This window comes from Amycolatopsis sp. AA4 (assembly GCF_002796545.1).
Lineage (GTDB): Bacteria > Actinomycetota > Actinomycetes > Mycobacteriales > Pseudonocardiaceae > Amycolatopsis.
The window spans coordinates 2,726,496-2,748,376 of sequence record NZ_CP024894.1 but is presented as its reverse complement, the minus strand read 5'-3'; the positions used below and the strand labels follow the sequence as shown (position 1 = coordinate 2,748,376).

Genomic DNA, 21,881 nt, shown 5'->3' with positions numbered 1-21,881 from the left:
ACGCCTTGACGAACCCCTTCGACGACGACAACGGCCGGTTCTACGCCCTGGTCAACGACGAGGGCCAGTTCTCCCTGTGGCCCGTCTTCGCCGAGGTCCCGTCGGGCTGGCGAGTCGAGTTCGGCGAGGATTCGCGCCAGGCCTGCCTCGACTACATCGAGGCGAACTGGCGCGACCTGCGCCCGCTCAGCCTGGTCCGCGCGATGGACGGCGAGCCCGGCGCGTGACCTCGAGCGTCGAGGACGTCCTCCCGCTCACCCCGCTGCAGCAGGGCATGGTTTTCCACGCCCTGCTCGGAGACCGGACGGACGTCTACACGGTCCAGACCGTCCTCGAACTCGCCGAGGACGTCGATCCGGCCCGGATGCGGACGGCGGCCGAAGCACTCGTGCGCAGGCACGCCCCGCTGCGCACGGCCTTCCGCACGCAGTCCTCCGGGCAGTTCGTGCAAGTGGTCCGCCGGACGGTCGAAGTGCCGTTCCGCGTCGCCGGCCGGCTCGATCTCGACGCCGACCGCGCGGAGCCGTTCGACCTCGCCCGCCCGCCGTTGCTGCGGTTCACGCTGTCCGGGCGGACGCTGGTGCTCACCGCGCACCATCTCCTGTGGGACGGCTGGTCGGCGCCGATCCTGGTCCGCGAACTGCTCGCGCTCTACCGCGGCGAGCAGTTGCCGCCCGTGCGCCCGTTCCGCGACCACCTGGCCTGGCTGTCCAAACAGGACACCACGGCCGCCGAAGAGGCCTGGCGGACGGCGCTGTCGGGTCTCCCGGAACCTACGCTGGTCGGCCGGGAGACCTCGGGCTTCCCCCTTCGGAGCGAGTTCCGGTTCCCGGCCGCCGCGCTGGAGCGGACCGCGCGGCGGCACGGGCTGACGCTCAACGCCATCGTGCAGAGCGCGTGGGCGTTGACCCTCTCGGCGATGACCGGCCGCGACGACCTCGTGTTCGGAGCGACGGTTTCGGGCCGCGGCGCCGACCTGCCGGACGCCGCCTCGATGGTCGGCATGTTCATCAACACCGTCCCCGTGCGCGTCCGGCTCGACGGCGGCGAACCGCTCGCCGCGCTGGCCGCACGGGTGCAGGCCGAGCAGGCGCGGCTGCTGGAACACCAGCACCTAGGGCTCGCCGACATCCAGCGAGTGAGCGGCCACGCGACCCTGTTCGACACGCTCGTCGTCTTCGAGAGCTACCCGATGGACGCGGCGATCCCGTTGCTGGCGCACGTTTCCGTACGGGACTCGACGCACTATCCGCTCGCGCTCCTCGTCGTTCCCGGCGAGGAGCTGACGCTGCGGATCGATCACGACGTCGCCCAGTTTCCCGACGCAACCCCGATCGCCGAACGCTTCCAGGAGATCCTGCGCCGGTTCGCGGCAACACCTGAGCTGCCGGTCGCGCAACTGGACCTGCTGAGCACAGCCGAGCGGGAGGCGATCACTTCGCCGAACTCCACGCACGCCGCCGTTCCCGAGACGACGCTGGCCGAGTTGTTCGCAGCGCAGGCCGCTCGGACTCCCGATGCCGAAGCAGTGCGGTTCGACGGCGTCTCCCTGACTTACGCCGAACTCGACGCGAGGACGTCCGAGCTGGCTCGCGGGCTCGCAGCAGCCGGAGTCGGCCCGGACCGGATCGTCGGGGTCCGCCACGATCGTTCTCTCGACCTCGTCGTCTCGCTGCTCGCCGTGCTCAAGGCGGGCGGCGCGTACCTGCCTCTGGATCCGTCGTACCCGGCCGGGCGGCTGGACTTCATGATCGAGGACGCCCGGCCCGCGGTCGTCCTTCCCGCCGGGCTCGACGGCAGCGCCGAGATCACTCCCGCGAGTCCCGACGACGCGGCCTACGTCATCTACACCTCCGGCTCCACCGGCCGTCCCAAGGGCGTTGTCGTCAGCCATCGCGCGATCGTCAACCGCCTCCTGTGGATGCAGCACGAATACCGCCTCACCGCCGACGACCGGGTCCTGCAGAAAACCCCGTCCAGTTTCGACGTCTCCGTCTGGGAATTCTTCTGGCCGCTCATCACCGGCGCCACCCTCGTGCTCGCGAAACCGGACGGCCACAAGGACCCCGACTACCTCGCACACCTCATCGAAACCGAAGGCATCACGACCGTCCACTTCGTACCGTCGATGCTCCGCGCCTACGGCGACCGGCCGCTCCCCCGCCGCGTCATCACCTCCGGCGAAGCGCTGCCGCCCGAAATCGCGCGACCCGGCATCCACAATCTCTACGGCCCCACCGAAGCCGCCGTCGACGTCACGCATCACACGGTCTCCGACGGCGTGTCGATCGGCCGACCGGTGTGGAACACGACCGTCCACGTCCTCGACCCGTTCCTCCGGCCGGTCGCGCCGGGCGTGCCGGGCGTGCCGGGCGTGCCGGGCGTGCCGGGCGTGCCGGGAGAGCTGTACCTCGGCGGCGTCCAACTCGCCCGCGGCTACCTCAACCGCCCGGCACTGACCGCGTCGCGTTTCGTCGCCGCACCGAACGGGCAACGGCTCTACCGCACCGGCGATGTCGTCCGGTGGGAAAATGGTGCGCTGCAGTATCTCGGCCGGGCCGACGACCAGGTGAAGATCCGCGGCTTCCGCGTCGAGCTGGGCGCGGTCGAGGCCGCGCTCATCGCGCAACCAGGCGTGAACGCCGCCGCTGTCGCGGTCAGGGCGGAACTGCAGCAGCTCGTGGGTTACGTCGTGACCGACCCCGGCGTCAGGGTGGACCCCGCAGCGCTCGGCTTGCCCGAGCACGAAATCCCCGCCGTCATAGTTCCGCTCGACGCGCTTCCCTTGACACCCAGCGGAAAACTCGACCGCAAGGCATTACCCGAACCGCACCTCGAGGCCGGGGACACGCAAGCTCGTGATCCGCGAGAGGAAATCGTCGGCGAATTGTTCGCCGACGTCCTCGGCCTCGACAGCGTCGGCGCCGGTGATGATTTCTTCGCTCTCGGCGGTCATTCCCTGCTCGCGACCCGGCTCGTCAGCCGTCTGCGCCGGACGTTCGGGGTCGATCTGGCGCTGCGGGCGGTGTTCGACGCGCCGACCCCGGCCCGGCTCGCCCGCCTCCTCGACGACAGCGCCAGCCGTGCCCCGCTGACAACACAACACCGCCCAGCGGAGATCCCGCTTTCCGCCGCGCAGCGGAGCCTCTGGTTCCTGTACCAGGTCGACGGTCCGACGACGACTTACAACCTGCCGTTCGTCGCCCGTCTGACCGGACCGCTCGACGCCGACGCGCTCGACGCCGCACTCGTCGACGTCATCACGCGGCACGAAGCACTGCGGACGATCTTCCCCGGCACCGAGCCTCGCCAGGAAATTCTCGCCCCGCAACCCCTCGCGCGCGGCAAGGCCGATCACGCGTTCCGCCTCGACCAGGAACTCCCGATCCGCTACGACCTGCGCCGCACCGGACCGGACGAGCACGAGTTCACCCTGGTGGTCCACCACATCGCGGCCGACGAATGGTCCGCGCGTCCCCTCCTGCGCGATCTCGCGTCGGCGTACGCGGCACGAGTCGCAGGCACGGCGCCCGAGTGGTCGCCGCTGCCCGTGCAGTACGCCGACTACACGCTCTGGCAGCAGCAGCATTCCCGTGCCGACACCGAGTTCTGGACCCGGCAGCTAGCCGGGCTGCCCGAGGAGTTGCCGCTGCCGACGGACCGTCCGCGGCCCCCGCAACCCAGCGGCGAGGCTCGCAGCGTGCGCGTCGAACTGCCGGACACGCGTCGCCTCGCCCGGCGGTTCGGCGTCACCGAACTGATGGTGGGCCAGGCCGCGGTCGCGGTTCTGTTGCACCGTCTCGGCGCGGGCGACGACATTCCGCTCGGCACCCCGTCCGCCGGTCGCTCTGACGAAGCGCTCGACGACCTCGTCGGCTACTTCGTGAACACGCTGGTGCTGCGCACCGATCTGAGCGGGAGCCCGACGTTCCGCGAGTTGCTGGCTCGTGTCCGCGAGACCAACCTCAACGCGTACGCGCACCAGGAACTGCCGTTCGAGCACGTGGTTGAGGCGGTGAACCCGGCGCGGTCTCCGAATCGCCATCCGCTGTTCCAGACGATGGTGTCCCACCAAGAAGCAGGCGCCGCCCAACTCGAACTGCCCGGGATCGCAGTCACCCCGATCGACCCGGGTGTCACCGGTGCGAAGTTCGACCTCGCGTTCCACTTCGGACCCGGCGATTGCGCGATCTCCTACCGCACCGATCTGTTCGAGGAAGCCACCGTCGAGGCCTTCGGCAAGCGGCTGTCCATCCTCCTGACCGCCTTCGCGGCGAAACCGGACCTAGCCGTCGATCTGGTCGACGTGCTGGACGCCGCTGACCGGGCACAGTTGACCGCCTTCAACGATACCGCCGAGGACCGGCCCGCGACGACCCTGGCCGCGATGGTCGGGGAACAGGTCGACCGCAGCCCCGACGCGATCGCAGTCGAGTTCCACGACGAGCGGCTCACCTACGCCGAACTGGACGCGCGCGCGAATCACGTGGCGAAAGCCTTGCGGGACCTCGGAGTCGGCCCCGAGAAGACCGTCGGGATGCACTGGGAACGGTCGGTCGAGATGGTCGTCGGACTGCTCGGCGTCGAGAAGGCGGGCGGCGCGTTCGTCCCGCTTGAACCGTCCTGGCCGGCCCAGCGCATCGCGGAGGTCGGCAAAAGCTCTGCGCTCACGGCGATCCTCAGCGGGCCGGCGCACGACGGCCCGGTGCGCGGACTCGGCGTGCCGGTGGTGCACGTCGGCGCGGAGTCCACATCGGACCGAGTCGCCGCGGACGTCGATCCGGAAGGCCTGGCGTACGTCATCTACACGTCCGGCTCCACCGGGAAGCCCAAGGGCGCGATGATCCGCCACCGCGCGATCACGCACCGGCTGTTGTGGCAACGCGAAATGCTCGGCTTCGGACCGGGCGACGCGTCGCTGTTCAAGGCTCCGCTCGGCTTCGACATCTCGATCAACGAGATCTTCCTGCCTCTCGTCAACGGCGGGAAACTGGTCGTCGCCGAACCGGACGGCGAACGCGATATCGACTACCTGCTCGGCCTGATCGAGCGGCACGCGGTCACCTTCACCTACCTTCCTTCGTCCATTTTGGACCTGCTGCTGCAACTGCCGGACTTCGAGCGGAAAGCCCGTTCGCTCAAGCACGTGTGGTGCGGCGGCGAAGTGCTCACCCCGGAACTCTTCTCCCGGTTCCGCCGGGCCAGCGACGCGATCATGTACCACGGGTACGGGCCGGCCGAGGCGACGATCGGCGTCAGCCACGTCGTCTACCGCGGTCCGGAGGCGCTGCGCGGGGCGGTGTCGATCGGCAAACCGAACGGCAACACCCAGCTGTACGTGCTGGACCGGCGGCTGCTCCCGGCTCCCGTCGGGGTGCCAGGAGAGCTGTACGCCGCGGGCGTCTACCTCGGCCGCGGGTACCTCGGCGACCCGCGCCGCACCGCGGAACGGTTCGTCGCCAATCCGTTCGGGCCGCCCGGCGAGCGGCTTTACCGCACTGGCGACCTGGCCCGCTGGCAGCCCGACGGCAGCCTGGAGTTCCTGGGGCGCGCGGACAATCAGATCAAGATCCGCGGAATGCGCGTCGAACTCGAGGAAATAGAGGCTGTGCTCGAGCAGCACGAGCGGGTCCGTCGCGCGGTCGTGCTCGTGCGCGCCGACCGGCCCGGGCTGATCGGCTACTGCCTCGGCCCGGAGACCGACGGGATCGGCGACTGGCTGCGCGGCCGGCTGCCCGGCCACATGGTGCCGCAGCGGTTCGTGTTCCTCGACGAGTTCCCGCTGCTGCCGTCGGGGAAGGTAAACCGGAAGGCACTGCCGGTCCCCGAGGTCGAGGAAGCCGTCAGCCGCACGGCGATCACCGCGACCGAAAAGCTCCTCTGCGAACTGATGGCGGACCTGCTGAAACGGGACGAAATCGGGGCTGAGGACAACTTCTTCGCCCTGGGCGGCGACAGCATCCTGTCGATCCGCTTCGTCAGCAAGGTCCGCGCCGCCGGGTTTCAGCTGTCGCCGCGGCAGGTGTTCGAGCACCAGACAGCGGCGGCGCTGGCCAGAGTCTTGGACGCCTCGGCTGTCCCAATCCGGCACGACGACGGCGTTGGCGAGGTGCCGCTGACCCCGATCATGCGCTGGTGGGCCACCACCGGGGACACCACGATGAACCAGGCCGCACTCCTGCGCGTGCCCGAACCGTTCGCACCGGACGCCTTCGAGCAGGTGCTGCAGGACGTCCTCGATCATCACGATCTGCTGCGCGCCCGCCTCCGCGACGGCGTCCTGCAGGTGCCACTAACCGCGCGAGCACAGGTCGAGCGGGTCGACGGCCCGTACTCCGCCGCCAAGCACACGGAGCTCGTGTCCACGTTGGATCCGACGACGGCGATGCTTCGCGCGGTCGCCTTCGACGGACGGTTGCTGCTGGTGCTGCACCACCTCGTGGTCGACGGTGTCTCGTGGCGGATCCTTGCCGAGGATCTGGCCACTGCGTGGGAGGCCCGCGCGGCAGGACGTGCGCCGCAGCTCTCTCCAGTGCCGACGTCGTTCCGGACCTGGGCCCTCGCGACGACGGACCAGCCGGAGCCGACAGCCGGGCGCACGCTGCCTGTCGCGGGTCGCACGACCGTCCGGCTGACCGTCGACGCGACTCGGAAACTGCTGGACGCCAAGCACGCGCGAGTGCAGGAGACGCTGATTGCCGCGCTCGGCGCCGCACTCGGCCCGATCGAAATCGCGTTGGAGGCCCACGGCCGGGAGGAGCAGCTCGTAGCGGGCGCGGACCTCTCGCGCACGGTCGGCTGGTTCACCACGATGTTCCCGTTCCGGCTGGCAGAGTCGGTCAACGACGTGAAGGAACGCCTGCGCGCGGTCCCGAACAACGGCTTCGGGGCGAAGATCCCGGACTCCGGCGTGAGCTTCAACTACCTCGGCCGCTTCGAGATCGGGGACGGATATTGGGTCCCCGGCCCGGAGAAACTGCCCGAACCGCAGGTCCAGCACCGCCCGTTGCAGATTGACGCGCTCATCGAGGACGGACCGGTGCTCACCGCGACCTGGTCGTTCACCAGCCGCTACCGCAAGGACGAGGTCGACGGACTCGCCCGAGCCTGGGTGCGCGCGCTGACCGGCGAAAACGACGCCGGGCTCACCCCGTCCGACGTCCCGCTGGTGTCGCTGAACCAGGGACAGCTCGACAAGCTCGCGGCGAAATGGGGGAAGAAGTGATCGAGGACGTCCTGCCGCTTTCCCCGCTGCAGCAGGGAATGCTGTTCCACGCGGTCTACGACACCGGCGCCGAGGACGTCTACTGCGTCCAATCCGTCCTCAGCCTCGAGGGCACAGTGGACGGTCCGCGCCTGCGCGCAGCAGCCGAACAGCTGCTGGCCCGGCACTCCAACCTCCGCTCGGCCTTCGTGCACGAGGACGTCGACGAACCGGTCCAGGTCGTGCTGGATCAGGTCGAGCTGCCCTGGACCGAGACCGACGGCGACCTCGCGGCTGTTCTCGAACGAGACCGCGCACAGCGCTTCGTCCTCGACGAACCGCCGTTGCTGCGGTTCTCCCTGGTGCACCTCGGCGAAACCGAGCACCGGCTCGTCCTGACCAATCACCACATCCTGCTGGACGGCTGGTCGCTGCCGCTGCTGATCAGCGAACTGCTGCAGATCTACGGCGGCGCGAACCCGCCGAGCCCGCGGCCCTACCGCGACTACCTGGCTTGGCTGGCCGCACGCGACCGCGCCGACTCGGCGAAAGCGTGGACCGGCGCACTCGCCGGCGCCGAACCGACGCTCCTCGCGCCCGCCGCGTCGCGCGTGCCCACGCGGCCGGGCAAGATCCGCCTCGACCTGGCCGCGGACCGGCTCTACGCCCGCGCCCGGAAGCTGGGACTCACGGTGAACACCGTGATCCAGGGGCTGTGGGGCCAGGTGCTCGGGCGGCTGACCGGCCGCGACGACGTGGTGTTCGGCGCGACCGTGTCCGGCCGTCCGGCCGATCTGTCCGGTGCGGACTCGATGGTCGGACTGTTCATCAACACGGTCCCCGTGCGAGTACGTACCGAGGCACCGCTGAGCGAACTGCAGGCCGAGCAGTCGAAGCTGCTCGACCACCACTACCTCGGACTGACCGAAATCCAACGCGCCGCGGGCGCCGGGGACCTGTTCGACACGCTCATCGTGTTCGAGAACTACCCCATCGACGCAGCCGCGGTCAGCGACAGCGAGCGCGCCGCCGGGCTCCGCATCACCGGCGTCGAGGTCGACGACGCGACGCATTACCCGCTCACGCTCGCCGTGGCCGCGGAGGAACAGCTCTCCGTCACCTTCGAGTACCGGCCCGATGTTTTCGACCACGCTTGGCTCGCCACGCTCGCCCAGTACTTCACCCGCGCCGTCGAGAGCTTCGCCGACGGCAGGCCGTTCGAGCTGCTGTCCGAAGCCGACCTGCGCAGTCTCGCCGAATTCGGCACGGGCAAGCGTTTGCGGACCGAGCCGACGACGATGTCCGAGGTCTTCGAAGCGCAGGCCCGGACGACTCCGGACGCGACGGCCATCGTGTCCGGCGCCGACCGGCTGACGTTCGCGCACGTCAACGCCCGAGCCAACGCCATCGCCCGCAAGCTGGTCGACCAAGGCGCCGGGCCCGAGAAAATCGTCGCGCTCCGGCTGGCCCCCGGCCCGGAAATGATCATCGCGCTGCTTGCGGTGTTCAAGGCAGGCGCCGCGTACCTGCCGCTGGACCCGGACTGGCCCGACGAGCGCATCGACGTGATGCTGGCCGACTCGCGGCCCGTCGTGACCCTGACCGAACTCCCGCCCGGCACCGGCGAGAATTTCCCGCAGCGCGCCCGCCCCGAAAACCCGGCGTACGTCATTTACACGTCCGGCTCGACGGGTGTGCCGAAAGCGGTCGTCGTACCGCACCGGTCGATCGCGAACCTGCTGATCAGCCATCGCACGGACCTGTTCGATCCGGCGCGGGCCCAGGTCGGACGGCCGCTGCGGGTCGCGCACGCGTGGCCGATGGCTTTCGACGCGTCCTGGCAGCCGATGCTGTGGCTGTTCGCCGGCCACGAGCTGCACCTCGTGCCGCCGGACGTCCGCCGCGACGCCGACCTGCTTCGTGCCTTCCTCCGCGAGCACGAGATCGAGTTCGTCGAGTTGTCGCCCTCGCTGCTGACGCAGGTCGCGGCCGAGCCATGGCGGGGTTCGCTCAAGGTGCTCGGCGTCGGCGGCGAAGCCGTGCCGGGCGAGCTGTGGCGTGCGCTGCGGGACGAACCCGGCCTGGCCGTCTACAACCTGTACGGCCCGACTGAGTGCACTGTGGACTCCGCCGCGGCCGATTTCGCCGACAGCCCAACGCCTTCCATCGGATCACCAGTCGGCAATGCCCGCGCATACGTCCTCGACCGGCGGCTCCGGCCGTGTCCGATCGGCGTCGAAGGCGAGCTGTACCTGGCGGGCGCCGGCCTGGCCCGCGGTTACCTCGGCCGTCCGGGCACGACGGCGGAACGGTTCGTAGCCGATCCGTTCCACGGCGGCCGCATGTACCGGACCGGCGACATCGCGCGGTGGACCGCCGGCGGGTTCCTCGAATGCCTCGGCCGGGTCGACGACCAGGTCAAGATCCGTGGGTTCCGCATCGAACCCGGGGAAATCGAGGCGGTGCTGTCCCGGGACGACCGGGTCGAGCGCGCCGTCGTCGTCCCGCGCGAGGACGCGCCCGGCGTGCGCCGGCTGGTCGCGTATGTCGTGCTCCGCCGGGGCGGCGTCGACGGCCTCCGCGAACGGGTCGCGGCGAGCCTGCCGGAGTACCTGGTCCCGTCAGCGGTCGTCGCGGTCGATTCCTTCCCGTTGACCCGCAACGACAAACTCGACGTCAAGGCGTTGCCCGCCCCGGAGTACCACGGCACCACGCGAGAGCCGGAGACCGCCAACGAAGCCCGCCTCGCCGAACTGTTCGCCGAAGTGCTGGGTGTTTCGCGAGTCGGCGCGGACGACAGTTTCTTCGCTCTCGGCGGCGACAGCATCGTCTCGATGCGGCTGGTCGGCAAAGCCCGCGCAGCCGGCTTCGGGTTCAGCCCGCGTGACGTCTTCGAGCGCCGGACGGTCGCCGAACTGGCCCGCGTCGCCGGTGCCGCGCCGGTCCGGCGCGACCCGGATGCCGGGATCGGCGACGTCCCGCTGACGCCCATGCTCTCCTGGCTCACGCACAACCGGCCGTACGACCGGCTCAGCCAGGCCCGCCTCGTCTGCACTCCCCCGGACCTCACCCGCGAACGCCTCACCGAACTGCTGCAAACCCTCCTCGACCGGCACGACGTCCTGCGGTCGACTTTCGACGGTTCCTTCACCGTCCGCCCGCGCGGCGCCGTGCAGGCGCGGGTGCAGCGGGTCGAGCTGACCGACGTCGCCGCGCAGCTGCCGGAAGTCATGGAGGCAGAGCTGGGCGAACTCGACCCCGCGGCGGGCGAGATGGCCCGTTTCGTGTGGTTCGACGGCGGTCCCGGCCGCGACGGACGGCTGCTGCTCCTGCTGCACCACCTCGTGGTCGACGCCGCGTCCTGGGGCATCCTCGTGCCCGAACTCGCCGACCTGTGGGCCGGACGCGAGCTGCCGCCGCTTGGCACCTCGTTCCGGGAATGGGCGAACGCGCTGCCCGAAGCGGCGCGGGCGAAAACCAGCGAACTCGGGATGTGGCGCGACATCCTCTCCGGGCCGGACCCAGTGCTCGGCACCCGGCGTCTCGACCCGGCGGTCGACACCCGCGCCACGGTGCGGTCGATCCGCACCGTCCTCGACGAGGACCTGACGCAAGCGCTGCTCACGGCCGTGCCCGAGCGGCTCGGCGCCCCGATCGACGTCATCCTGCTCACCGCGTTCGCGCGCGCCGTCGAGCGGTGGCGCGGCGAACCAGGCCCAGTCCTGCTGGCGGTGGAAAACCACGGCCGGGAAGAGCAAATCGTGCCGCGGGCGGACCTGTCCGGCACCGTCGGCTGGTTCACCAGCGTGCATCCGGTCCGGCTCGACCCGGCCGACGTACCCACTGTTGCCGCGCAATTGGCGTTGCCGGACAAAGGAATCGGGCACGGATTGCTGCGCTACGTCAACCCGGACACCGCGGCCGAACTCGCCGCGCTGCCCGAACCGCAGATCGAGGTCAACTACCTCGGCCGGTTCACCTCGGGCGAGACGAGCGGCGCCCCGTGGTCCGGAGCCCCCGAAGCCGGCGCGATGGGCGGCGGCGCCGACGCCGCCCAGCCGGCCCCGTACTGCCTGGTTCTGAACTGTCTGGTCGACGGAGCCGCGCTGCATGCCGACTGGCAGTGGCCCGGCGCGCTCTTCACCGACGACCGGATCCACGCCCTTTCCGCGGCGTGGTTCGACGCCCTCAAGGAGATTTCCGGTGAGTGACCTGGCCGCCCGCAAACGCGAGCTGCTCCGCCGCCGCCTCGCCGAGGCCGGGCTCGCGAGCACGGCGCAGATCCCGAAGCGCGACCGCGAGGACGACCTGCCCTTGTCGTCCGCTCAGTCGCGGATGTGGTTCCTGCAGCAGCTCGAACCGGGCACCGCCGCGTACAACGTGTGCCTCGCCATCGACCTTCGCGGCGATCTCGACCGCCCCGCACTGCAACGCTCGTTCCAGCGTCTCGTGGAACGCCACGAGATCCTCCGCACCCGGTACCTGCCCGGCGCCGACGGGGAGCCCCGGCAAGTGGTGGACCCGTTCGCGGTCGTCACGATGGCGGAAACGGACCTGCGAGGTCTGCCGGCCGACCGGCGCGACGCCGCGGTGGAGTCGTCCGCACGCGAGGAATCCGCGCACGGCTTCGACCTCGCGAAGGAACACTCGCTGCGGCTGAAGCTGTTGCGTCGCGCGGACAACGACTACGTGCTGGTCCTGACGGTGCACCACATCGCGTGGGACGGTTTCACCTTCAACGCGCTCTCGCACGACCTGTCCGCGCTTTACCGCGAGGACACCACCGGCCGACCGGCCGGGCTCGAACCGCTTCCCGTGCAGTACGCGGACTTCGCGCTGTGGCAGCGGAAAACGTTCACCGACGACCGTCTCGCCAAGGACCTCGACTACTGGCGCGCGGCGCTCGACCCGATGCCGGAAAGCCTTCCGCTGCCGACCGACTTCCCGCGCCCGGCAACGCGATCGAGCCGCGGCGACCGTCGCATGAGGACGTTCGGCACGGACGTGACCGAGCGCGTCACGGCGTTCGCCCACGACCGCGGCGTCACGCCGTTCATGGTGGTCTTCGCCGCGTATGCCGCGCTGCTGCACCGCTACACCGGTGCGACGGACGTGCCGATCGGATCGGCGTCGATGAACCGCGACGCCGGCGAGGTCGAACGGCTCGTCGGAAACTTCGGCAACACCCTCGTGCTGCGCGCGGATCTGTCCGGGCAGCCCTCGTTCGCCGACCTGGTCTCGCGGGTGCAACGCGTCTGCACCGACGGTTACGCACACCAGGACCTGCCGTTCGACGTGCTCGTCGAAAAGCTGCGGCCGCCGCGCACGGCCGGGCGTTCGGTGCTGTTCGACGTCATGCTGTTGTTCCTCGCGCAAGGTCTGCGAGGATTCGACTTTCCGGGCATCGAGACAGCCTGGCGGACGGTGCACAACGACACCACGCAGTTCGATCTCGCGCTGGAGGCTTTCCTCGCCGGCGGCCGGATGCGGATCGAGGCGACCTACTCGACCGACCTGTACGCGGCGCCGACGATCGACCGGTTCCTGGACCATCTCGAGTCGTTGCTGCGGCATGCGTTGGCCGCACCGGACACGCCCGTCGCCCGGCTGGCGTACCACTCCGCGGAAATCCCGGCCGGGCGCTCAGCGGAGGCGCCGGAGACGACTCTCGCCGAACTGTTCGCCTCCCAAGCCGCACGCACTCCGGACGCCGAAGCTGTGCGTTTCGGCAGCGACTCGCTCACCTATGCCGAACTCGACGCCAAGGCCGCCGGCCTCGCCGGACAGCTCGCCGCGGCAGGTGTCGGCCCGGAACGGATCGTCGGCATCCGCCAAGACCGTTCGCTCGACCTGATCGTCTCGCTGCTGGCCGTGCACAAGGCAGGCGGCGCGTATCTGCCGCTCGACCCGTCCTACCCGGCGGACCGGCTGGAGTTCATGATCGAGGACGCCCAGCCTGCCGTCGTTCTCCCCTGCCCGCTCGAAAACAGCGTCGAAACCACACCCGCGAGCCCGGACAACGCGGCCTACGTCATCTACACCTCCGGCTCCACCGGACGCCCGAAAGGCGTAGTCGTCACGCATCGCGCGATCGTCAACCGCCTGCGGTGGATGCAGCACGAATACCACCTCACCGCCGACGACCGGGTCCTGCAGAAGACCCCGTCCAGCTTCGACGTCTCCGTGTGGGAATTCTTCTGGCCGCTCATCGCCGGCGCCACCCTGGTCCTCGCGAAGCCCGGCGGCCACAAAGACCCCGACTACCTCGCCGAACTCATCACCCGCGAACGCATCACGACTGTCCACTTCGTCCCGTCGATGCTCCGCGCCTACGGCGACCGGCCGCTGCCCAAGCGAGTCATCACCTCCGGCGAAGCACTCCCCTCCGACCTGGCACTGCCGCAGCTGCACAACCTCTACGGCCCGACCGAAACCGCCGTCGACGTGACGTACTGGCCAGCCGTCGAGGGCGCCGGAACCGGCATCGTCCCGATCGGACGTCCGGTATGGAACACGCGGCTCCACGTGCTGGACTCAGCTCTCCAGCCGGTGCCGCCGGGAGTCGAGGGAGAGCTGTACCTCGCCGGAGTCCAGCTCGCCCGCGGCTACCTCAACCGCCCGGCGCTGACGGCGTCCCGCTTCGTCGCCGCACCGAACGGGCAACGGCTCTACCGCACCGGCGACCTCGTGCGCTGGCGCGCGGACGGCGTGGTCGAGTTCGTCGGCCGCGCCGACGACCAGGTCAAGCTCCGCGGCTTCCGGATCGAACTCGGCGAGGTCGAAGCCGCGCTCACCGCGTTGCCCCGGATCACCGGCGCGGCCGTCGTGCTGCGGCCGGAACAGCAGCAGCTCGTCGCCTACATCGTCGGCGACGCGACCGGCGCCCGGCACGCGCTGGCGAAGACGTTGCCGGACCACCTGATCCCCTCGGTCGTCGTCGAACTGGACGAACTTCCCCTTTCCCCCAGCGGAAAACTCGACCGCCGCGCGCTGCCCGCCCCGACCTCCGCGGTCACCGACGACGAGCCCGGCACCGAACGGGAACGCGCGCTGGCCATGCTCTTCGCCGACCTGCTCGGACTCGACCGCGTCGGCGTGCACGACGATTTCTTCGCGCTCGGCGGGCATTCTCTGCTCGCCACGAAACTGGTCGGCCGGGCCCGCGCCGAACTCGGCGCGGAACTGACGATCGGCACCGTCTTCGACGCGCCCACTGTCGCCAGGCTGGCCGCGATCCTGGACGACAGAGGCAAGACCCGCCCAGCCCTCACTCCGATGACCCGGCCGCGCCGTCTGCCGTTGTCGTTCGCGCAGCAGCGGCTGTGGTTCCTCTACCGGCTCGAAGGCGCGAGCGCGACCTACAACGTGCCGTTCGCGGTCCGTCTCGACGGCCAGCTCGACGTCGACGCCCTTCGCGCCGCGCTGTCCGACGTGGTCGGACGGCACGAGGTGCTGCGCACGATCTACCCGGAGTTCGAGGGCAAGCCCTACCAGCAGGTGCTCGGCTGGACGCCGACCCTGGCCATCGGCGGGACCGTGCGCGAAGCGGCGCAGCGCGCGTTCGAACTGGACAGAGAGCCGCCGTTCGAAGCCCGGCTGATCCGGGATGGCGACAGTCACGTGCTTTCCCTGCTCACGCACCACATCGCATCCGACGGCTGGTCGACCGAACGTCTCGTCGCCGACCTCACCACCGCCTACGCCGCGCGGTGCGCGGGCCGGCGCCCGGCGTGGACCCCGTTGCCGGTCCACTACGCCGACTACGTCCTGTGGCAACGGGACCTGCTGGGCAACGACGCCGACCCGGACAGCCTGGCCTCGACCCAGCTCGAGTACTGGCGGACCGCGCTCGCGGACCTGCCGGAAGAACTCCCGTTGCCGACGGACCGTCCACGGCCCGCGACCGCGAGCTTCGCCGGGGACGCCGTCCGGTTCCAGCTTTCCGCTGAAACCCGCGCCGCGCTGCACAAGCTGGCCCGCGAAACGGGATCAACCGTCTTCATGACCGTGCAGGCCGCGTTCGCGGCGTTGCTCGGCGCCCTCGGGGCGGGTGACGACATTCCGATCGGCAGCCCGGTCGCGGGCCGCACCGACGCCGCCCTCGACAGCCTGGTCGGCTTCTTCGTCAACACGCTGGTCCTGCGCACGGATCTGACCGGCGACCCGACGTTCCGGCAGCTCGTGGACCGGGTGCGCCGGACCGACCTCGACGCGTTCGCGCATCAGGATCTGCCGTTCGAGCGGATCGTCGAAGCCGTCAACCCAGCGCGCTCGCTCGGCAAGCACCCGCTGTTCCAGGTCATGTTCGCCTACCAGCAGGCCGCCGCGGAGACCGCACCGTTCGGCGAGGCGGCGCTGCGCGAGGAGCACGTCGGCTTCTACGCGGCACGGACAGACCTGTCGTGCCACCTGTTCGAGCACGCGGGCGGCATCGACGGCTGGCTGGTCTACAGCCGCGACCTGTTCGATCAGTCCACTGTGGACGACATGGCGACCCGGTTCGTCCGCTACACGGAGTCTCTCGTCACCGAACCGGACCGGCCGCTCTCGGCGACCACCGTGCTGACCGAGGGCGAACGGGTCCTGGAATTCCCCGCCGCCGAAGTGCCGGAAACGACGCTGGCCGAACTGTTCGCCGCCCAGGTCTCCCGCACGCCAGACGCCGAGGCCGTCCGCTTCGGCAGGGATTCGCTGACCTACGCCCAACTCGACGCCCGAGCCACCGACCTCGCCGAGCAACTCTCCGCCGCGGGCGTCGGCCCGGACCAGATCGTCGGCATCCGCCAAGACCGCTCGCTCGACCTGGTCGTCTCCTTGCTCGCCGTGCTGAAGGCAGGCGGCGCGTATCTGCCGCTGGACCCGTCCTATCCCGCGGAACGACTGGACTTCATGATCGAAGACGCCCAGCCGGTGGCGGTTCTGCCCGCCGCGCTGGAAGGCAGGGCGGAACCGGCCGGGGCGAAACCTGACGACGCGGCATACGTCATCTACACCTCCGGCTCCACCGGCCGTCCCAAGGGCGTTGTCGTCAGCCATCGCTCGATCGTCAACCGCCTCCTGTGGATGCAGGACCGCTACGGTCTCACCGCCGACGACCGGGTCCTGCAGAAAACCCCGTCCAGCTTCGACGTCTCCGTCTGGGAATTCTTCTGGCCGCTCATCACCGGCGCGACCCTCGTGCTCGCGAAACCAGACGGCCACAAGGACCCCGACTACCTCGCACACCTCATCCAAACCGAAGACATCACCACCGTCCACTTCGTCCCCTCGATGCTCCGCGCCTACGGCGACCGCCCGCTGCCGGAACGCGTGATCACCTCCGGCGAAGCTCTCCCCGCCGATATCGCGAAACCCGGCATGCACAACCTCTACGGCCCCACCGAAACCGCCGTCGACGTCACCCACCACACGGTCACCGACCAGGTCGCCATCGGCCGCCCGGTGTGGAACACGCAAACCCACGTCCTCGACCGCCTGCTGCGGCCCGTGCCGCCGGGCGTGCCGGGAGAGCTGTACCTCGGCGGCGTCCAACTCGCCCGCGGCTACCTCAACCGCCCAGCGCTCACCGCGTCCCGCTTCGTCGCCGCACCGAACGGGCAACGGCTCTACCGCACCGGCGACCTGGTGAAACGCGACCGCGAGGGAGTCCTGCACTACCTCGGCCGCACCGACGACCAAGTCAAACTCCGCGGGTTCCGGATCGAACTCGGCGAGATCGAAGCCGCACTCGCCGCGGAGGACGGCGTCGACGTGGCTGCCGTCGTGGTCCGAGACGAGCGGCTCGTCGCCTACGTCGTCGGCACGGCGCCGGACCTCCGCGCGAAGCTGCCCGAACACCTGGTGCCCGCCGCGATCGTCGAACTCGACCGCCTCCCGCTCACCTCAAACGGCAAGCTCAACCGGAAAGCCCTCCCCGACCCGGACTTCACCGCGCGCACCGGTTCCGCGAAACCCCGCACCGAACGCGAACGCCTGCTGTGCCAGCTGTTCGCCGAAACATTGCAGCTGCCCGAAATCGGCGTGCACGACAGTTTCTTCGAGCTGGGCGGCGACAGCATCGTCTCGGTCCAGCTGGTGAGCCGCGCCCGCAAGGCCGGAATTTCGCTCACCCCGCGCCAGGTCTTCGAGCACCGGACCCCCGCCGGGCTCGCGGCGGCCGGCGACTTCACCGTCCACGCCGACGTCCCGCACGGCCGGGTCGCGCCGACCCCGATCATGCGGTACCGCGGGCTGTTCCAGGCGATGCTGCTGACCGCCCCGCCCGGCCTCACCGAACCCGGGCTCGTCCGGACCGTGCAGGCGGTACTGGACCGGCACGACCTCCTCCGCGCCCGCTGGGACGGCGAAACCCTGGTCGTGCCGGCGGAATCCTTCGACGCCGCCGAGATCGTCACCCGAGCTGCCGGATCGCTGGACGACGAACTGCTCGCCGCCCGCGACCGGCTCGACGACGACCGGCTCGTCCAGGTCGTGCGGTTCGACGACCGCGTGCTGATCGTCGCCGACCACTTGGTCGTGGACGGCGTCTCGTGGCGGATCCTCCTCGACGACCTCGCCGAAGCCTGGCAGGGCCGGGAACTGGTCCGCACCGGCACGTCGTTCCGGCGCTGGAGCGAACTGCTCCGGGAACAGGACCGCAGCGGCGAACGCGAGCTCTGGCACAGCATTCTCGACGGCGCCGACCCGGTGCTGCCGCTCACCGACGCCGTGCCCGAGCACGCCGAATGCACGGCGCCACTGCCGGTCGGAGACGTCGAGCAGGCGCTGCTCACCGCGCTCGGGCGCACGCTCGACCGCGACAACGCGGTCATCGCCGTCGAACGACACGGCCGAGAGGAACAGATCGCGCCCGGCGTGGACCTGTCCGCGACCGTCGGCTGGTTCACCGCCGTCTTCCCCGTCCGAACCTCGGGCAGCGTCCACCGGCTGCCCGACGGCGGACTCGGCTACGGGCTGCTGCGGCCGTTCGACCTGCCCGAGCCGACGATCGTGCTGAACTACCTGGGCCGGGTGGACACCGGCGACGGCACTCCGTGGTCGGTCGCTCCCGAGGCGCCGATGCTGCGGGTGCCGCCCCGGCCGGGCCGGACCCCCGACTGGGCGCTGGAGATCAACGCCGCCGCCGTGAACGGCGAACTGCGGATTTCCCTGACCGGGCAGACCGACGTGCGCACGCTGGCCGCGCGCTTGCGGGACGCGCTCGCCGGCGGCGGACCCGCGTTGGACCTTTCCCTGGTGGACCTCAGCCAGGACGACATCGACGAGTTCGAAGAGGAGCTGGGCACGTGGTGAACGAGCAGCCGACGGCGGGAGACCTCCTGCGGGACGTCACCGGCCTCCTTGGCCCCGAGGCCGCCGACCTGTCCGAAGAGGACAGTCTGATCGAATGGGGCCTGGACTCGATCGCGCTCATGCAGGTCGCGAATGCCTGGCGGCGGCGCGGGATCAAGGTGAGCTTCGCCGAACTGGCGAAAACCCCGACGCTCGCCGGCTGGCGCAGGGTGCTGGCGGAGGCGTCCGGGGTCGCCCCGGAGCCCGTCGCGGCGGTCGAGGTGGACGAGTCCGCGCCGTTCCCGCTCGCGCTGATGCAGCACGCTTACTGGATCGGCCGCGACGAGGAGACGACGCTCGGCTCGGTCGCCGCGCACCTGTACGTGGAATTCGACGGCGAGGGCGTCGATCCGGTCCGGCTCGAAGCCGCGGTCGGAAAACTCGTTCAGCGCCACGGGATGCTGCGCGCGACCTTCGACGACGACGGCAGGCAGCGAATCCTTGCCGACCGGGCGCAACCCGCTCTTCTCGTGCACGACATCACCGACGATGCCGAGCTCGAGCAGATCCGCGACCAGTCCTCCCACGCCCGCCTCGACGTCGCCCGCGGCGAGGTCTTCCGCATTCAGTTGAGCCGTCTTCGCGACGGGCGCACGCGGCTGCACGTGGACGTGGACATGCTCGCCGCCGACGCGTTGAGCTACCGCGTGCTGCTCGCCGACCTCGCCCGGTTCTACGAAGGCGCCGAGCCGGAACCGATCGGCTACAGCTACCCGCGTTACCTCGCCGAACGGGAACCGGCCCGCGCGGCCGACCACGCCCGCGCCAAGGATTGGTGGCAGCAGCGGATCCCGTCCCTGCCGTCGGCCCCTGAGCTGCCGCTGGTGCCGGAGAACGAGCGCGGCGACGCGACCCGGGTGACGCGGCGGCACCACTGGCTCGCACCAGAGGGCCGCAAACAGCTGGCCGCCCGGGCGCACGAGCACGGGCTGACCCCGGCGATGGTGGTCGCGACCGCGTTCGCCGAGACGCTTTCGGCGTGGAGCGGGCAGCCCCGGTTCCTGCTCAACGTCCCGATGTTCGACCGCGAGAGCACGCATCCGGAAGTGGACCGGCTGGTCGGCGACTTCACCGGCTCCGTCCTGCTGGACGTGGACTTGTCCGCCGAAGCGTCCTTTGCCGATCAGGCGAAGGCGTTGCAGGAGCGGATGCATACCGGCGCCGCGCATGCCGCGTACTCCGGGGTCGAGGTGTTGCGGGATCTGTCGCGGTACCAAGGCGAACAGGTCCTCGCACCGGTCGTGTTCACCAGCGCGCTCAACCTCGGCGAACTGTTCGACGCGGACGTCCGCCGGCTCTTCGGCGAAGCGGTCTGGATCGTCTCGCAAGGCCCGCAAGTGTTGCTCGACGCGCAGGTCACCGAGGTCAACGAAGGACTGCTGATCAACTGGGACGTGCGCGAGAACGCGTTCCCGGCCGGGCTGATCGACGACATGTTCGCCGCGTTCCACAGGCTCGTCACACAACTCGGGCAGGACGATGACGTTTGGGAGCGGCCGGTCGGCGGCGCGTTGCCCGCCGCGCAGGCGAGAACCCGCGCGAAGGCCAACGCCACCGCCGGACCTCGCAGCAAAAAACTGTTGCACCAAGGCTTTTTCGAGCACGCACGACGGGAACCGGATGCCGTCGCGCTGGTGTGGGCCAAAAATGGCCAGCTGACCTACGGCGAACTGGCGGACAAGGCGTTGCGCGTCGCCGCGGGGCTGAACGTCCGGCCCGGCGACGCTGTCGGCATCACGCTGCCGAAGGGACCGGACCAGATCGCCGCCGTGCTCGGCGTGCTCGCGGCCGGGGCCGCGTACGTGCCTATCGGTGTCGACCAGCCGCCCGCCCGCGCCGACCGGATCCGCCGCGTCGCGGGCATCCAAGCGACACTGACCACTGTGGACACCACGGCCGAACTGCTCGCCGAACCGGTTGTCGGCGACCCGGAATCAATCGCGTACGTGCTGTTCACCTCCGGCTCCACCGGTGAGCCCAAGGGCGTCGAGGTGCCGCACCGCGCGGCGATGAACACCATCGAAGACCTCAACGAGCGCTTCGGGATCGGCCCCGGGGACCGCTGTCTCGCGGTGTCCGCGTTGGACTTCGACCTGTCCGTCTATGACATCTTCGGCCTGTTCAGCGCGGGCGGCGCGGTCGCGCTCGTCGAGGAGGACGACCGCAAGGACGCGCGGGCGTGGGCCGAACTGGTCGCCGACCGGGGCGTCACGCTGGTCAACTGCGTGCCCGCATTGCTGGACATGCTCCTTGTCTCGGCCCGGCCGGGCGAGCTGGCCGGGCTGCGCACGGTGCTCCTCGGCGGTGACTGGGTCGGCACCGACTTGCCCGGCCGCGTCGCCGCGCACGCGCCCCGCTGCCGGTTCGCCGGACTCGGGGGCACGACGGAAACCGCGATCCATTCGACGGTCTGCGAAGTGCACGGCGTTGCCGCGCACTGGCGTTCGGTCCCGTACGGCACCCCGCTGCGCAATGTCGCCTGCCGCGTGGTCGACAGCCGCGGCCGAGACTGTCCGGACTGGGTCGGCGGCGAACTCTGGATCGGCGGCGACGGCGTCGCCCGCGGCTACCGCGCCGACCCCGAACGCACCGCAGACCGCTTCGTGGACCACGACGGGCAACGCTGGTACCGCACCGGCGACCTGGCGCGCTACTGGCCGGACGGCACTCTCGAATTCCTCGGCCGCCGCGACCACCAAGTCAAGGTGCGCGGCGTCCGGATCGAACTCGGAGAAGTCGAAGCCGCGCTGGCGGAGCACCCGGACGTCCGGCGCGGCATCGCCGGAGTCGCGGGCAACCAGCTGGTCGCCGCGGTCGCCGGGGCGGTCACGCCGGACGAGGTGCGCGAATTCGCCCGGACCATCCTGCCGCCGCACATGGTCCCGTCCCGCGTCGTCGTGCTGGACGAACTGCCCTTGACCGCGAACGGCAAGGTCGACCGCCGCGCCGTCGCCGCGCACTGGACCGCGGAAACCGACTCCTACGAGGCCCCGCAGTCCGCCTTGGAACAGGTGCTCGCGAAGGTCTGGGCAGAGGTCCTTGAGGTCGACCGCGTCGGCGTGGACGATCCATTCTTCGCGCTGGGCGGGGATTCCGTGCTCGCGACCATGATCGTCGGCCGCCTCCGGGAAGCCCTCGACAGCACCGAAGTGACGGTCCGGACGCTGTTCGCGACCCTCACCGTCGGCGGGATGGCCGCGCGCCTGCTCGCCGAAGAATCCGTCCCAGGCCGGCTGGCCCAGGTGGCTGAGATCTACCTGGAGGTCGAAGCGCTCACCGAGTCCGATGTAGACGCTGAACTCGCCTGACCGAAAAACAGGCCCGGCACCGGATTTCCGGTGCCGGG

5 protein-coding genes are annotated in these 21,881 nt (G+C 70.3%); all 5 read left to right on the top strand.

What is annotated here, in order from left to right:
- The first annotated feature begins 5 nt into the window (after positions 1–5).
- Genes CU254_RS12965 through CU254_RS12945 form a run of 5 tightly spaced genes read left to right on the top strand, consistent with a single transcriptional unit; the run spans position 6 to position 21,843 of the window.
- Positions 6–227, top strand: a complete 222-nt coding sequence (locus tag CU254_RS12965) for an MbtH family protein (protein ID WP_009076314.1) — start codon at positions 6–8, stop codon at positions 225–227.
- Positions 224–7,225 carry a non-ribosomal peptide synthetase gene (locus tag CU254_RS12960; protein WP_009076313.1) on the top strand — a complete coding sequence of 2,334 codons (7,002 nt, stop codon included), beginning with the start codon at positions 224–226 and terminating at the stop codon, positions 7,223–7,225. Before CU254_RS12965 ends, CU254_RS12960 begins: the two co-directional genes overlap by 4 nt.
- Entirely contained in the window at positions 7,210–11,415 is a 4,206-nt protein-coding gene (locus tag CU254_RS12955) for a non-ribosomal peptide synthetase (protein ID WP_009076312.1), read from the top strand. The genes CU254_RS12960 and CU254_RS12955 overlap by 16 nt, the downstream gene beginning before the upstream one ends.
- Positions 11,408–18,496, top strand: a complete 7,089-nt coding sequence (locus CU254_RS12950) for a non-ribosomal peptide synthetase (protein WP_009076311.1) — start codon at positions 11,408–11,410, stop codon at positions 18,494–18,496. Before CU254_RS12955 ends, CU254_RS12950 begins: the two co-directional genes overlap by 8 nt.
- Positions 18,490–21,843, top strand: a complete 3,354-nt coding sequence (locus CU254_RS12945; RefSeq protein WP_009076310.1) for a non-ribosomal peptide synthetase — start codon at positions 18,490–18,492, stop codon at positions 21,841–21,843. Before CU254_RS12950 ends, CU254_RS12945 begins: the two co-directional genes overlap by 7 nt.
- Positions 21,844–21,881 lie beyond the last annotated feature (38 nt).